13 protein-coding genes and 1 tRNA gene are annotated in these 14,846 nt (G+C 69.4%); 11 read left to right on the top strand and 3 right to left on the bottom strand.

The window, feature by feature from the left end; translation table 11 throughout:
- Positions 1-10: 10 nt before the first annotated feature.
- The 7 genes from ilvG to leuB all read left to right on the top strand — a co-directional run bounded on the left by ilvG (position 11) and on the right by leuB (position 7,449).
- Positions 11-1,717 (top strand): acetolactate synthase 2 catalytic subunit, encoded by a 1,707-nt coding sequence (gene ilvG / locus ACK4FB_RS09810; RefSeq protein ID WP_409751250.1) that lies wholly within the window; start codon positions 11-13, stop codon positions 1,715-1,717.
- Positions 1,717-1,968, top strand: coding sequence for an ACT domain-containing protein (locus ACK4FB_RS09805; protein ID WP_409751247.1), 252 nt, complete (start codon positions 1,717-1,719; stop codon positions 1,966-1,968). The genes ilvG and ACK4FB_RS09805 overlap by 1 nt, the downstream gene beginning before the upstream one ends.
- Entirely contained in the window at positions 1,968-3,215 is a 1,248-nt protein-coding gene (locus ACK4FB_RS09800) for a 2-isopropylmalate synthase (protein WP_409751244.1), read from the top strand. Before ACK4FB_RS09805 ends, ACK4FB_RS09800 begins: the two co-directional genes overlap by 1 nt.
- Positions 3,199-4,152, top strand: coding sequence for a branched-chain amino acid transaminase (locus ACK4FB_RS09795; protein WP_409751241.1), 954 nt, complete (start codon positions 3,199-3,201; stop codon positions 4,150-4,152). The genes ACK4FB_RS09800 and ACK4FB_RS09795 overlap by 17 nt, the downstream gene beginning before the upstream one ends.
- Positions 4,153-4,304: 152 nt before the next feature.
- Positions 4,305-5,762, top strand: coding sequence for a 3-isopropylmalate dehydratase large subunit (gene leuC / locus ACK4FB_RS09790; RefSeq protein WP_409751238.1), 1,458 nt, complete (start codon positions 4,305-4,307; stop codon positions 5,760-5,762).
- A complete protein-coding gene (gene leuD, locus ACK4FB_RS09785; RefSeq protein WP_409751235.1) occupies positions 5,762-6,349 on the top strand; it encodes a 3-isopropylmalate dehydratase small subunit in 588 nt (195 codons plus the stop codon). Before leuC ends, leuD begins: the two co-directional genes overlap by 1 nt.
- Positions 6,349-7,449: a 3-isopropylmalate dehydrogenase gene (leuB, locus tag ACK4FB_RS09780; protein WP_409751232.1), complete on the top strand. Its 1,101-nt coding sequence runs from the start codon at positions 6,349-6,351 to the stop codon at positions 7,447-7,449. Before leuD ends, leuB begins: the two co-directional genes overlap by 1 nt.
- Before the next feature lie 214 nt (positions 7,450-7,663).
- Here leuB and ACK4FB_RS09775 read toward each other — a convergent pair whose 3' ends face one another.
- Both ACK4FB_RS09775 and ACK4FB_RS09770 read right to left on the bottom strand, forming a co-directional pair.
- Positions 7,664-8,770 (bottom strand): hypothetical protein, encoded by a 1,107-nt coding sequence (locus ACK4FB_RS09775; protein ID WP_409751229.1) that lies wholly within the window; start codon positions 8,768-8,770, stop codon positions 7,664-7,666.
- Positions 8,771-8,812: 42 nt separating this feature from the next.
- The gene (locus ACK4FB_RS09770; RefSeq protein ID WP_409751226.1) at positions 8,813-10,081 is read right to left on the bottom strand and encodes a lytic murein transglycosylase; all 1,269 of its coding nucleotides are present in this window, start codon (positions 10,079-10,081) and stop codon (positions 8,813-8,815) included.
- Positions 10,082-10,251: 170 nt separating this feature from the next.
- Between ACK4FB_RS09770 and ACK4FB_RS09765 the strand changes: the two genes are divergently transcribed.
- From ACK4FB_RS09765 to ACK4FB_RS09750, 4 genes are all read left to right on the top strand, one after another.
- Positions 10,252-10,327: transfer RNA gene (locus ACK4FB_RS09765), tRNA-Cys, on the top strand.
- Between the two features lie 431 nt (positions 10,328-10,758).
- The gene (gene ykgO / locus ACK4FB_RS09760) at positions 10,759-10,884 is read left to right on the top strand and encodes a type B 50S ribosomal protein L36 (protein WP_292103933.1); all 126 of its coding nucleotides are present in this window, start codon (positions 10,759-10,761) and stop codon (positions 10,882-10,884) included.
- A 230-nt stretch (positions 10,885-11,114) separates the two neighbouring features.
- Entirely contained in the window at positions 11,115-11,387 is a 273-nt protein-coding gene (locus ACK4FB_RS09755; RefSeq protein ID WP_409751223.1) for a DUF2312 domain-containing protein, read from the top strand.
- A 193-nt stretch (positions 11,388-11,580) separates the two neighbouring features.
- Positions 11,581-11,796 carry a hypothetical protein gene (locus ACK4FB_RS09750; RefSeq protein WP_409751534.1) on the top strand — a complete coding sequence of 72 codons (216 nt, stop codon included), beginning with the start codon at positions 11,581-11,583 and terminating at the stop codon, positions 11,794-11,796.
- A 152-nt stretch (positions 11,797-11,948) separates the two neighbouring features.
- Here ACK4FB_RS09750 and ACK4FB_RS09745 read toward each other — a convergent pair whose 3' ends face one another.
- A complete protein-coding gene (locus tag ACK4FB_RS09745; RefSeq protein ID WP_409751220.1) occupies positions 11,949-14,789 on the bottom strand; it encodes a TonB-dependent receptor in 2,841 nt (946 codons plus the stop codon).
- Positions 14,790-14,846: the final 57 nt, after the last annotated feature.

The following is a 14,846-nucleotide window of genomic DNA, read 5'->3' as shown; positions in this document are numbered from 1 at the left end:
AAGCATCGCCATGACCGCCGCCGCCCTGAAACAGCCCGACGCCGCCGCCGCCCCCCAGAGCACTGGGCAAACGGGCGCGCGCCTGCTCGTCTCCAGCCTGGAGGCGATGGGCGTGGATGTGCTGTTCGGCTATCCGGGCGGGGCGATCATGCCGGTCTATGACGCCCTGACCGGATCGTCCCTGCGCCACATTCTGGTGCGCCACGAGCAGGGAGCGGCCTTCGCCGCTGACGCCTATGCCCGCTCGTCGGGCAAGGTGGGGGTGTGCATGGCCACGTCGGGCCCCGGCGCAACCAATCTGATCACCGGCATCGCCAACGCCATGATGGATTCGGTGCCCATGGTCTGCATCACCGGCAATGTGGCCACCGGGCTGATGGGGACGGACTCGTTCCAGGAGATCGACATTCTGGGCTGCACCCTGCCCATCGTGAAGCACAGCTGGATCGTGCGCGACGCCGCCGACATCCCCTCGGTGGTGGCCGAGGCGTTCCGGGTGGCGAAGGAGGGCCGGCCCGGTCCGGTTCTGATCGACCTGCCCAAGGACATCCAGTTCGCCGAGGTGGCCCAGCCTTTCGCCGCGCCGATCTTCAACGACCCGGTGGAGGCGACGGACCACGCCGCCATCCGCGAGGCCGAAGCCGCCATCCGCGCCGCCGAGCGCCCCGTCCTGTACGTGGGCGGCGGCGTCAAGATCGCCGGCGCGGTGGATGAGCTGCGCGCCTTCTTCGCGCGCACCGGCATCCCGGCGGTAGCCACCCTGAACGCCCTGGGCTCCATCCCCACCGGGGCGCCGGGCTTCATGGGCATGATCGGCATGCACGGCACGCGCGCCGCCAACGAGGCGGTGCAGGAAGCCGACCTGCTGGTGGTTCTGGGCGCCCGCTTCGACGACCGGGCCACCGGCAAGCTGGCCGAGTTCGCCCCCCACGCCCGCATCGTCCACTACGACATCGACCCGGCCGAAATCTCCAAGCTGCGCGCGGCGACCGTGGGAGTGGTGGGTGACCTGAAGGCGAGCCTGGCGGCCACCGATCCGGGGCCGCTGGCCATCGATCCGTGGATCATGCGCTGCATGGCCCGGGCCCAGCGCCACGCCGCCCGCTATGACGCCCCGGGCGAGGGGGTCTATGCGCCCGCCCTGCTGAAGGAACTGTCCGAGCGCGCCGGGGACGACTTCGTCGCCGCCTGCGACGTGGGCCAGCACCAGATGTGGGCGGCCCAGCATTGCCGCTTCTCGCGGCCCGAGGCGCATCTGACGTCCGGGGGGCTGGGGGCCATGGGCTTCGGCCTGCCCGCCGGTCTGGGCGCCAAGCTGGCGCGCCCGGACGCCCAGGTGGTGACCATCGCCGGGGACGGCGGCTTCATGATGAACATCCAGGAGCTGGCGACCCTGCGCCGCTACGGGATCAATCTGAAGATCGTCCTGCTGGACAACGCCTCGCTGGGCCTGGTGCGCCAGTGGCAGTCCCTGTTCTTCAACGAGAACTATTCCGAGGTCGACCTGTCGGACAATCCGGACTTCGTGGCGGTGGCCCAGGCGTTCGGCGTCGAGGCCTTCCGAATTAGCCGGCGCGAGGAGGTCTCCGCCGGGATCCAGCGCCTGCTGGACGCTCCCGGCCCCTGCCTCGCGCATGTCGTGATCGATCCCAGGGAAAACGTCTGGCCGCTGGTGCCGCCGGGCAAGTCAAACGCAGACATGATGGAGGGCGCCTGATGAGCGACACCATACACATCCAGATCGACCGGGCCGACGGCTCGCTGCAGCGCCTCATCGGACTGGTGGAGCGCCGGGGCTTTCATATCGACGGCCTGATGCTGACCGACGAGGGCGTCATGCGCCGCGCGGCCATCACCGTGCGCGGGCGCGACGAGAGCCGCTGCACCCAGATCCTGCGCCGTCAGATCGACCGCCTGATCGGCGTCAGCCGCATCGACCCCGTCGTCATGCAGTCGGAGGCCGCGTGATGGGCGACGTATCAAGACCCGTATCCCGCACCGCAGAGCTGGCGGCGTCGGACCCCAACCGCGTCATCGTCTTCGACACCACCATGCGCGACGGCGAACAGGCGCCGGGCTTCTCCATGTCGACGGACGCCAAGCTGCGCATGGCCGGGGCCCTGCGCGACCTGGGCGTGGACGTAATCGAGTCCGGCTTCGCCGCCGCCTCGCCGGGCGACGAGGAAGCCATGCGGCGGGTGGCCGGAGAGATCGAGGGGCCGGTGTTCTGCTCGCTGTCCCGTTCGAACGAGAAGGACATCGACGCGGCGCATCGGGCCCTGTCGCCCGCGCCGAAGACTCACCGCCGGTGCCACATCTTCCTGGGGACCAGCCCCATCCACCGCTCTGCCAAGCTGCGCATGACCACCGACGAGGTGCTGGCCGCCGCCGTGCGCTCGGTGGCCTACGCCCGGACCTTGTTCGACGACGTGGAGTTCTCCGCCGAAGACGCCTTCCGCACCGAGCCGGCGTTTCTGGCCGAGGTGATGGAGGCCGCCGCCGACGCCGGGGCCCAGACCCTGAACGTGCCCGACACCGTGGGCTACGCCACGCCGGACGAGGTGCGGGCCCGCTATGCGGAGCTGATCGCGCGCATTCGCCCGAAGCATCCCCACGCCGTGTTCTCGGCCCACTGTCACGACGACCTGGGGCTGGCGGTGGCCAACTCCCTGGCGGCGGTGGAGGCCGGGGCGCGTCAGGTGGAAGGCGCCATCAACGGCATCGGCGAACGGGCGGGCAACGCCTCGCTGGAGGAAGTCATCATGGCCCTGCGCACCCGCGCCGACCGCTATGACGTGACCACCGGCGTCGACTGCCGCCATCTGGTGCGGACCAGCCGACTGCTGTGCGAGATCACCGAGAGCCCGGTGGTGCGCAACAAGGCCATCGTGGGCGTCAACGCCTTCGCCCACGAGGCCGGCATCCATCAGCACGGCATGATGGCCGACGCGCGCACCTACGAGATCATGCGTCCCGAGGACGTGGGCTTCGAGGGCAGCTTCTTCGTGCTGGGCAAACATTCGGGCCGCCACGCGGTGGCCAAGCGCGCTGCGGTGCTGGGCCACGACCTGACCGGGGGCGTGCTGGCCGAGGTGTTCGCAGGCTTCAAGCGCCGCGCCGACGAGATCGGCGAGATCAATGACACGGAGCTGACGGCCATCATCGCCGCCGCCGCCGCACGACAGGAAAGACCCGCCTATGCCGCCGCTGGCTGACTACATCTGGATGAACGGCGAGATGACGCCCTGGGCCGACGCGAAGGTCCACGTCATGAGCCACGCCCTGCACTACGGCACCTCGGTGTTCGAGGGCGTCCGCGTCTATGACACCCCGGACGGGCCGCGCGGGTTCCGCCTGACGGACCATGTGCGCCGTCTGTTCGACAGCGCGCGCATCTATCACTTCGCCCTGCCGTTCACCGAGGACGAGGTGCTGGACGCCTGCAAGGCCATCGTGCGGGCCAACGGGCTGAAGGGCGCCTATCTGCGGCCCATCGCCTTTCTGGGCGAGTGCGGCATGGGCGTGACCCCGGCCAGGCCGCAGGTGGACGTGACCATCGCCGCCTTTCCGTGGGGGGCATACCTCGGCGACGAGGCGCTGGAGAAGGGCGTGGACGCCTGCGTCTCGTCCTGGCAGCGGGCGGCGCCCAACACCATCCCGACCGGAGCCAAGGCAGGGGGCAACTATCTGTCGTCCTATCTGATCGGGCGCGAGGCTCGGGTGGGCGGCTTCGGCGAGGGCATCGGGCTGGGCGTGGACGGCCGCCTGTCCGAAGGCGCCGGCGAGAACCTGTTCATCGTGCGGGAGGGACGCCTCCTGACGCCCACGGCGGCGTCCTCGATCCTGATGGGCATCACCCGCGACACGGTCATGCAACTGGCCCGGGACCAGGGCCTCGAGGTGGTCGAACAGGGTCTGCCGCGCGAGATGCTGTATCTGGCCGACGAGATCTTCATGACCGGCACGGCGGCGGAAATCACACCGGTGCGTTCGGTGGACGGCATCGCCACCCGCGCGAACGGACCCGGGCCGGTGACGAAGGCGTTGAACGCCGCCTTCCGCGGCCTGTTCACCGGCGACACGCCGGACCGCCACGGCTGGCTGGAGCCCATCTATGAGGGCGCGGCGGCGCGGGAGGCGGCCTATGCATAGTCCTCCTTTCCGCTCATCCCCGCGAAAGCGGGGACCCAGTTCTGTCCAGCGTGGCGCCGGCGCTTCTGGCCAAACAGGTCGTGGGTGCGCCGTGACGGATCATCACCCAAAGCACTGGGTCCCCGCTTTCGCGGGGATGAGCGGGGTGTGTGATGTCTGAGCCCCGCACGCTCTATGAGAAGGTCTGGGACCGTCACGTGGTGTCGGCCGAGACGGCGGAGACGCCCGCCATGCTGTATGTGGACCTGCATCTGGTGCACGAGGTGACCAGCCCGCAGGCCTTCGCCGAGATCGAACGGCGAGGGCTGACGGTGCGTCGCCCGGACCGCACCTTCGCCACCCTGGACCACTCCACCCCGACCCTGCCGGCGGGTCCGGACGGCGAGCGGCCCTACTACACCCCCGCCAGCAAGGCGCAGGTCGAGACGCTGGAGCGCAACTGCGCGCGGCACGGGGTGTCGCTGGCCGGTTGGGATTCGGACCAGCGCGGCGTGGTGCATGTGATGGGGCCCGAACTGGGCCTGACCCAGCCGGGCATGACCGTGGTCTGCGGCGACAGCCACACCGCCACCCACGGCGCCTTCGGGGCGCTGGCCTTCGGCATCGGCACCTCCGAGGTGGGCCATGTGCTGGCCACCCAGTGCCTGCTGCAGCGCAAGGCCAAGACCCTGCGTGTGACGGTGGACGGAACCCTGACGCCGGGCGTGTCCGGCAAGGATGTGGCCCTGGCGGTGATCGCCGCCCTGGGGTTCGGCGGGGGCACCGGCTACGTCATCGAATATGCGGGCGAGGCAGTCCGCGCCCTGGACATGGAAGGGCGCATGACCCTGTGCAACATGTCCATCGAGGCGGGCGCCCGGGCGGGCATGATCGCTCCGGATCAGGCGACCGTCGACTGGCTGCGCGGCCGCCGTCATGCCCCGCAGGGCGAGGCGTTCGAGCAGGCGGCGACGGACTGGCTGAGCCTGGCGTCGGACCCCGGCGCGGTGTTCGACAAGGAGGTCCGCCTGGACGGGAACGCCATCCGGCCCATGGCCACCTGGGGCACCACGCCGGACGCGGGCGTCGCCATCGGGGCGGCCCCGCCGGAGCCCCGATCCGACAATGACCGCAAGGCCCTGGCCTATATGGGCTTCGAGGCGGGCCGGGCGACCACGGAATACCCTGTGGACGTGGTCTTCATCGGCAGCTGCACCAACGGACGCCTGCCCGACCTGCGCGCCGCCGCCGATATCCTGAAGGGCCGGCGGGTCAAGCCGGGCGTGCGGGTGCTGGTGGTGCCCGGCTCCGAGGCCGTGCGGCGCGACGCCGAGGCCGAAGGGCTGCACACCGTGTTCACCGAGGCGGGGGCCGAATGGCGCATCCCGGGCTGCTCCATGTGTCTGGCCATGAACGGCGACATGGTGGGGCCGGGCCAGCTGGCGGTGTCCACCTCCAACCGCAATTTCGAGGGCCGTCAGGGACCGGGCGCGCGCACCATGCTGGCCAGCCCGGCCACGGCTGCGGCCAGCGCGGTGATGGGGGTTTTGACCGACCCGCGCGTGTTCATGGAGGAGGCTGCGTCCCTCAAGCAGGCGAGCGCCGCGCGCGAGCCGGTAGGGGAAGCATGATGCCTGAGCCCTTGAAGACCCTGACCTCCGGCACGGTGGTGTTCAGCCAGTCCAATATCGACACGGACCAGATCATCCCCGGGCGGTTTCTGACCACCACCACCCGCGAAGGGCTGGGGGCGCACGCCTTTCACGACTGGCGCTATGAAGCGGACGGGGCGGTCAAGCCGGAGGCGGTACTGAACCGCATTGATCCCACGGAGCACCGCATCCTGATCGCGGGCGACAATTTCGCCTGCGGCTCGTCGCGGGAGCATGCCCCCTGGGCGCTGCTGGACTATGGCTTCCGGGCGGTGGTCTCGACCTCGATCGCCGACATCTTCACCTCCAACGCCCTGAAGAACGGGTTGCTGCCCGTCGTGGTCAGCCAGGCGGTGTGGGACGATCTGGCCGCCCATCCGGACCAGCCGGTTACCATCGACCTGGAGGCCGAGACCATCCGGCGGGGCAACGCCGCGCCGACGCCCTTCCGGGTGGAGTCCTTCGCCCGCCAGTGCCTTCTGGACGGGGTGGACGCCATGGGCTGGCTGACCGCCCGACTGCCCGACATCGAAGCCTTTGAACGCCGACAACAGGAAACCGCGTGATGCCCCCCTTTCAGGACCATACCATCGTCGTGCTGCCCGGAGACGGGGTCGGCCCCGAGGTGGCGGCGGTCGCCTGCGCCGTGCTGGACTGTGTCGGCGACTTCTACGGTCACCGCTTCAACTATCAGGAGCACCTGATCGGCGGCGCGGCGATCGACGCCACCGGCGAGCCCCTGCCGGACGCGACGCGGGACGCCTGCAAGGCCGCCGACGCGGTGCTGCTGGGCGCTGTGGGCGGGCCCAAGTGGGACGGCGGCAAGCGGCGGCCGGAGGAAGGCCTGCTGGCCATCCGCAAGGCCATGGGCCTGTACGCCAACCTGCGGCCGCTGCAGGTCTCGCCGGTGATGGCCCATCGCTCGCCGCTGAAGAAGGAGATCGTGGAGGGCGTGGACCTGATCGTGTTCCGCGAGCTGACCGGCGGCATCTATTTCGGCGAGAAGACCCGCACGGACACCACCGCCTCGGACCTGTGCGTCTATTCCGTGGAGGAGATCGAGCGGGTGGCCCGCGCCGCCTTCCAGACCGCCCGGCAACGGCGGGGCAAGGTCACTTCGGTGGACAAGGCCAATGTCATGGAGACCAGCCGTCTTTGGCGCGAGGTGGTCACCCGAATCCACGCGGAGGAATATCCCGAGATCACCCTGGAGCACGCCCTGGTGGACTCCATGGCCATGCACCTGATCCGCAAGCCGCGGGAGTATGACGTGATCCTGACCGAGAACATGTTCGGCGACATCCTGTCGGACGAGATTTCGGTGCTGGGCGGGTCCATCGGCCTGCTGCCCTCGGCCTCGCTGGGCACCGAAGGGCCGGGGCTGTTCGAGCCCATCCACGGCTCGGCGCCGGACATCGCCGGACAGGATCTGGCCAATCCGGTGGGCATGGTTCTGTCGGCCGCCCTGATGCTGCGCCACTCCCTGAAGCTGGAGGACGAGGCCGACGCCATCGAGGCGGCGGTGGCGGCGGTGCTGGCCGCAGGCGCGGTCACGGCGGATCTGGGCGGGGAGCTGGGCTGCCGCGCGGCGGGCGAGGCCATCTGCGACGCTATCCGCGCCATCCACTGGGCCGCCGCCCACCGGGTCCAGATGCACTGGGCCTGACCTGTTCGAGTTTCGCGCCCCGCCCCACGGGTTCGCGGAAACCTCACGCATCGTCGCCCCCAATGCCGATGCGTGACGGTGAAGCCCTCGCCGGTTCCCTGAGCCGCCGGCGGGGGCTTCTTTATTTAAGGGGCCCTACCGCTCGCCGCGCGGCGGCTCCCTGCTTGAGGGCGTGGTCATGTCCGGGCCGTGTCTCTGTGTTCCCAGGGTGGGATCAGGCGGGGCCGTCGCGGCTGGCGAGGCTGGTTTCGAAGTCCATGAAGATGTCGATCAGCTCTTCCACCGACACGCGCGGGGCGCCCGGGGCGAAGCGGAAATTCCAGAAGCTGACGATGTGCCGCACGGCTCCGACCTGCTCGCCCAGACGGATGAACATGTGCGGGGCGTCCAGCAGGAACTCCCGAAAGGCGGTCGGCCGGGCGTCCCGGGTCAGGCTGGCGTAGGCGCGGTCATACACCTTCAGGGTCTGGATCACCGTATCGCAGGTCTTGAGAATCCTGGGCCTCAGGACGTGGCGGCCTCGCTCGACGTACAGCCGGGATTCGGCATCCAGGGGACCGGCGGGCTGGATGGTCGCGATAGCGTCCGCCACGGCGCGGGCCTCTTTCAGCACGGTCGCGGCGGACCACTTGTAATAGAGGAAGCCTTTCCAGCAGAACACGCCCTCGGCGTACTGCTCGGGCGCCAGCTGCAGCGTGTCCCCCAGAGGCTGCATCCCCGCGCCGTCGGTGCTGGACAGTATTTTCGACACCAGGTTGGCGGTGGCGCGAGCCTGGCCGGGAGAGGCTTCAGAGGTCATGCTCATGGCCACCAGCGGGGCGATCTGGTCCTCCACGAAGCTGAACATGCGCTTCATGTCGCCTTCGGTCAGTTCGAAGTAGCACCGCGCCACGTCCAGCCCGGCGCGCTTGATCTGCTCGCGCAGCAGGAACGGGTCCAGCGACGGCAGCTGATCGATGAGGCGCAGGGTCTCCAGGTCGCGCTCGTCCACGGACACGCCGAAATACTCACGCAGCGCCCGGTCGAAATTGCGCTGGCCGATGAAGATGAAGCGTCCGCCCAGGCGCAGGTCATCCAGGTCGAGGGGCAGGATGACCTTGGTGGCCGACTGGCGATAACCGTGAAACAGGTCCACCTCGTCGCGGCGCAGGCGGTGCTTGATGATCAGACCCCGGTTCAGGGCCGGGGTCTGGAACAGGGGCTTGTCGCGCCATTCATCCGTGCGGCCGTGGCGGCGCCAGACGGCCAGCAGGTTCAGCACCCGCGAGGTGGAGCCAAACGCCTGAAGGTTGGCGAGATTTCGGATCGACCGGTCGCTCATCGCCGCTCGTCCTGCCGGTGTTCGAGCGGTCCGGCAAGCGGGTTATCGCTGTTCGGCGATCAGGCGGTCGGCGAGGGCGGCGGTGAGGTGCCCGTCAGGAGTCAGGCCGTTGGCCTGCTGCCATCCGCGCAAGGCCCGGCGGGTGCCTGCGCCGACCACGCCGTCAATGCCGCCCGGATCAAAGCCGGCCGCGGCCAGGGCGCGCTGGGCGCCCAGACGCTGGTCGCGCGACAGGGGCGCCTCGTCCGGCCAGGCGGCGACCAGGCCGGGGCGGCCGGCGATGCCGTCGGCGGTCATGCCGATGGCCAAGGCGTAGGCCACCGAGTTGTTGTAGCGACGGATGACATAGTGGTTGGGCAGGGCCAGGAAGGCCGGGCCGTTCGCCCCCTGGGGCAACAGGATGGTCGCGCCCTCGGCCTGTTCCGCGGAACTGGGCGACCCGCCGCGGGAAAGCACCACCCCGCGCTGGGCCCAGTACGACCACGGCTGGCGCTCGCCCTCCGCCAGGGCGTAGTCGAAGCCCTGCGGCAGGGTCACTTCGTAGTGCCAGCCTTGACCGCGCTTCCAGCCTGCGTTGTCGAGCAGATTGGCGGCTGACATCAGGGCGTCGGCGGGCGAGTTCCAGATATCCACCACCCCGTCGCCGTCGCCGTCCACAGCGAGGCGGCGGTAGTTGTCGGGCATGAACTGGCTCTGGCCCATGGCGCCGGCCCACGAGCCCTTGAGGCGCGAGCGGGGGGCGCGGCCCTCGACGATGATGGTCAGGGCTTCCTTCAACTGGCCCTCGGCCCAGTCGCGGCGACGGCCGTCATGGGCCAGGGTGGCCAGGGAGCGGATCACGTCATGGTCGCCCTGAACCTGGCCGAAGGCGCTTTCCTGGGCCCAGATGGCCACGAGAATCTCGCGCGGCACGCCGTAGCGGGTCTCCGCGGCCGCAGGCGCGGACGACAGGCGGTCCCGGCCCTGGCTGATGCGCTGGGCGCTGACGGCGTTCTGGACATAGGCGCCGACGGGCCGGCTGAATTCGGGCTGGTTGCCGTCCAGGCGAATGACGCTGGGGTCAGGGGCCAGGCCCGCCAGTTCCCGCTCGAAGGCGGCGCGGTTGGCGCCGCCGTGGCGGTCCAGAAAGCCCTGCTTCCAGCCTTCGAACGACTGATCCTCATAGGGCCTGGGCTGCACGGACGCCGTTGCCGTTGCCGTTGCCGTCGCCGCCGCCGGCTGCGCCGCCTGGGCCGGCCCGCCGCGCGGAGGCTCGGGAATCAGGGGGGCGCAGGCGGCCGTAAGGCCAATGAGTACAAGGCGAATTTTCATTCCATCATCCTACCGCGCCGCGCCGGAGCCTCGCAATCACAAGCGCGCGAAGGGGGAGCACGGTTTCGCCGCCTTTCCGCCATGGCGAGGCCATGGATCATTTGGTGCGCTAACCCTGTCTCCTCGCCCCCTGTTAACCGCGCCATGGCATGCTCGGGCCTCCTTGATGCGGCCTGGTGGCGGAGAGGCGACGCGGCGGATCGCAAATCCGCAGACCCTCCGTTCGACTCGGAGGCCAGGCCTCCATCTTTTCGCCCTAACGCTCGCGCCGCGGGCGCTGGCTGCTTGAGGGCGTTTCTTTTGCGCCCTATCGCCCGGCCCGCGGGCCTCGCTGCTTGAGGGCGAGGCCGCTGTGTTTTGGTCCTTGCCGCCGCGCGATGGCAGAGGCTCCTGCCGGATGGCGGATTTCGGACTCTGGCGCTGGAAAAAACAGTGTCTGAATTGTCTGAATTGTCCGAAATCGCCTCCCTGGCTCGCTGATCAGGGGCATTATGGGCGCGGGCGAAGGCCGGGGGATCAAACAGGGGCGAGCGCGGTCGGTTTTGACGCGGTTTCCCGTTGACAGGACAGGCGCGGCTGACCTATAGGCCCGTCTCCCCGCCGCAGGTCCGCTTGCGGCGTTTCATTTTGTATCGCGCCCGAGACCGCCTTGCGGCGCGCTCCGAAGGATAGAGACCATGAAGGTCCGTAGTTCGCTGAAGTCGCTGAAGTCGCGCCACCGTGACTGCAAGATCGTGCGCCGCAAGGGCGTGGTCTATGTGATCAACAAGACCGACCCGCGCTTCAAGGCGAAGCAGGGCTAAGACTTCTTAGCGTCCTGTCGCTCGGGACGCGGGCGCTCTCTGCTTTGGGGCGCCGCGTGGGCGCGCAGGGCGGCGGAATGATCCACAGGCCATGGACGGTTGTCCGTGGCCTTTTTCGCGTGTGGCGTTGAGCCTTGACGGCGACGGCGCTAACCAAACTCGAACCATTCATACCGCGCTCAAGCAGCGAGGCGCTGCGCGCCGAGCGATAGCGCCACAAAGGACTTTCCATGGCCGACGACGCCGCCTTCGCCAATCCTGACGTCCTGAACGCCACGGCCCAGGGCCGGCTGCGCACCATCATCGAGCGCCTGGAGCGTCTGGAGGAGGACAAGCAGGCGATCATGGGCGACATGAAGGAGGTCTTCGCCGAGGCCAAGGGCGAGGGCTATGACGTGAAGACCCTGCGCAAGGTCATCCGCATCCGCAAGCTGGACAAGGCCAAGCGCCAGGAAGAAGAGGCGATCCTGGACCTCTATCTGGCCGCCCTCGGCGAGATCTGAGCTGAAGCGGTCCGGTTTCGGACGCAAGGACGGCGGCCTGCGCTCAAGCAGCCCGAAGGGCGGTAGCGCGCTGAAAAGCGGCTCAAGCAGCCCGAAGGGCGGTAGCGCGCTGAAAAGCGGCTCAAGCAGCCCGAAGGATGCGCCAAAGGACTCCCCCTATGAGGCGGCGAGGAAGGCCGCCCAGCGCTCGGCGCTGAACGCCCTGAAGCGCGCGCGCCGGGCCGCCGACAAGGCGGGGGTGCAACTGTCGGACTGGGAGGACGAGTTCCTGGGCTCGGTGTCGGACCGGGTGAAGACCTACGGCCGCGCCTTCGCCGACCCCGAAAAGGGCGCGCCCGGCCAGTCGCTATCAGCGATGCAGGCCCGAAAGCTGAAAGAGATCGCGAAGAAGGCGAAGGGGAAAAAGTAGTCTCTCCCTCCCCGCGGGCGGGGAGGGCGGTCGGCGCGTCAGCGACGGCCGGGTGGGGAGGGCCTGGCGACGCATCCGCGATGCCTCGCCTGAGCCGCCCCCACCCGCTTCGCCTGCGGCTCAGCACCCTCCCCGAACGGGGAGGGAGACGATCAGAACAGGATCTTCCTGAAGGTGATGCTGACCGTGCGGCCTTCGGGGTCGAGGAAGTCCGGCTGGTAGTTGACCGGCGTGGCGCCGTCGCTGGAGATCACGCTGGGGCGAGAGTTGAACAGGTTCTGGACGCGCAGGTTGACGCGCGAGTTCTCCAGCCATGGCAGGCGGGCCACCAGACCCTCGCGGGCGCCAAGATCCACGAAGGCGTTGATCCCCACCGTGGTGCGGTCGTCGAAGAACAGATCCGGTCCGGTCCCCCCGTCCACACGCGTGCCTTCGCGCCAGGTGGCGTTCACGAACATGCCCATGCCGTTCCTGAACACGCCGCCCTGGGCCTGGATCTGGTGGCGCGGGCTGCCGCCGCCGGCGTCGGTGGCGTCGCCGTTCAGCAGGTCCAGAATCGGCAGGCCCGGGGCGATCAGGATTTCGTCCTGGATGCGCCAGGTGTGGAACACCGAGATGTTGTAGCGGCCCTGACCGGGCTGCATGCCGCCGCCGCCGGGGCCGCCCCTGCCGCCGCCGCCCATGCGCATGCCGCCGCCGGGGCCGCCCTGACCGCCGCCGCCCATACGCATGCCGCCGCCGGGGGGCGGGCCTTCGCCGCCCTCACGGATGACGACGGCTCCGCCGCCGGGGCCCTCAGCCGGAGCAGCGCCGTCCTGGGGAGGTACGGGACGTCCCTGGCCCCGTTCGCCTTGTACTCGTTCACCCGCGCCCCGTTCGCCTTGTCCTCGTTCGCCCTGAGGCCGTCCGCCCTGGCCGCGAGCGCCTGCAGCGGGGGCGGCGGGGGTCGGCTGGCCGAAGGCGCGCGAGAAGGTGAAGCCGGTGCGCAGGTCCTGGCGATCCACCTGGGCGAAGTTGACGGGTCGGGCGTCCACGGCCAGCAAGGTCCCGTCGTCATCGCGGGTGAACCGGTCCGGGAGGGCGGCTTCCAGCGCGGCGGTCACGGCCGGGAAGCCGTTGACCTCGTTCTCGATGGAGGTGCGGGTCCAGGTGGAGGTGATGCGAAGCTGTTCGCCTTCCAGCGGCTGCCAATTCACCCCGGCGCGCCAGACCGAGCGGGTCGCGGCGTTCAGATCGGCGTTGCCGCCAGTGGTGCGGGTGACCAGCACGGTGTCGCCGGTGGCGAAGTCGAACACCGCTGTGTTGGGTGTCGCGATGACGGGATCGTTGAGCTGGGCGATGCTGGGGGCCTGGTCCTGACGGGTGTAGCCGGTGAGGAAGGAGAGGCGGTCGACCGGGCTCCAGTTCAGGTTCGCCCCCAGGGTGTTCAGGCCGCCGAAGTCCGACACGTCCTCATATCCCGCATTGAGATTGAGAGAGACCGCACCCAGCAGGGAGGGGCTGTCTTCGTCACGCTCGAAGAGGGGAATGTCGAAGCTGGTCTGGGCGTTCAGCCGGTCGCGGGACAGCTCGCGTTCGGTCTCGACGCCGGAGCGCAGGGACCAGGACTCCAGGGTCTGGCGGTCGGCGCCGAAGGTGAAGGTGGAGCGCAGGTCGCCGGCGGGGAGCTCCATCAGGGGGCCAGTGAACACGGCCTCGCCGCTGTACCGGCTGGTCACCGAGTTGGCCAGGTCGTCGGGCCGGCGGGTGAACTGGGCGGGAGTCAGGGCGCCGAACGGCGTGACGGTGGGATCGCCCGCGTCCAGCCGGTCCTGATAGGTCGTGATGTCAAACCCCCGGCCCGTGACGGTGTCGCGCTCATTGCGGGTGTATTCGCCGTTGAAGCTCCAGCGCCAGTCGTCGCCTATGAAGCCATCCAGCAGAAGACCGAGTTCGGCCTGCAGGGTGTCGGTCCGGGTGCTGAGGGCCTCCGGCGTGTCCAGGAAACGATAGAGGGTCACGGTCTCGGTAAAGGGCGAGCCGCCCACGCCCGTCGGCACGGCCAGGGCCAGGCCCGGCAGGCCGTTGAAGCGCTCGCTGGTCTGATCCTCGAGGCTGGCGCTGACGGTGGCCTGGATGTCGCCGGGCAGGCCGCGCTTGAGGGTGGCGGAGATGGAGTTCTGCTCAGTCTCGGGCTGCAGGGTGCGCCAGTCGCTGAGGTTGCCTGTCCGGAGGGGGCCGTAGGCTCCGGCGAAGTCCGCGAGGCTGGTTCCGCCCAGGGGCACAGGCGCGACGAGGGCGGTCTCGCCGACCAGGCCCGAGAAGGCCGGGTCGATCTCGGCGCCCCAGGGCGCGCCGGAGATGTTGCCGATCAGGTCGTAGGGGGTCGTGCCGGGGGTGCGGTTAATGTTGCGCTCGGTCTCGAACAGGGCGGTGTCGCGCTCGTGCTCGATGTCGATGGACCAGCGGTTGTCGCCGTCGATGCGCAGGATGTCGGCGTCGACCTCATAGCCCGAACGCCCGCCGGCGGTGGGGGCGCGGAATTCCAGTTCCGTCGTGGTCGAGCGGAACGGGTCTTTCAGGATGAAGTTCACCACCCGCTGGTCGGCGCGGTAGCCGAACTGCAGGGCCACTTCCTCGGGCAGAACCTGGATGCGCTCGATGGCCTCGGACGGCAGGCCGCGGATTTCGCGGAAGCCCGAGATACGCCGTCCGTTGACCAGGAACACCGGCGAGCCGCCGCGCGAACTGGTGGTGAAGGGTTCCAGAAACTCCAGCAGCTGGGCGATGTCCGAGGCGCCGTAGGCCTGGATGTCGGCGGCGTTCAGCTCCAGCTCGGGCGCGATGTCGGTCTGGACGTCCCCGCGGCGGCGCGGGGCGACGATGATGAGTTCGGAGACGGACGTGACGCCGTCATCCTCAAGAACCGGGTCCTGGCCGGCGTCCTGGGACACTCCGGCGGATTGAACGAGCAGCGCGGCCAGCCCTGTCAGGGCCGTGGTCGAGAGAAGCATAGGTGCGTATCCGGTCTGGGGAGGGCCGGGGGTTCGTCTGGGCCGCGAACCTTGCCG

This window comes from Brevundimonas sp., from assembly GCF_046299535.1.
Lineage (GTDB): Bacteria > Pseudomonadota > Alphaproteobacteria > Caulobacterales > Caulobacteraceae > Brevundimonas.
Note: the sequence above shows the minus strand (reverse complement) of the source record. Positions and strands in the feature narration are given on the sequence as shown.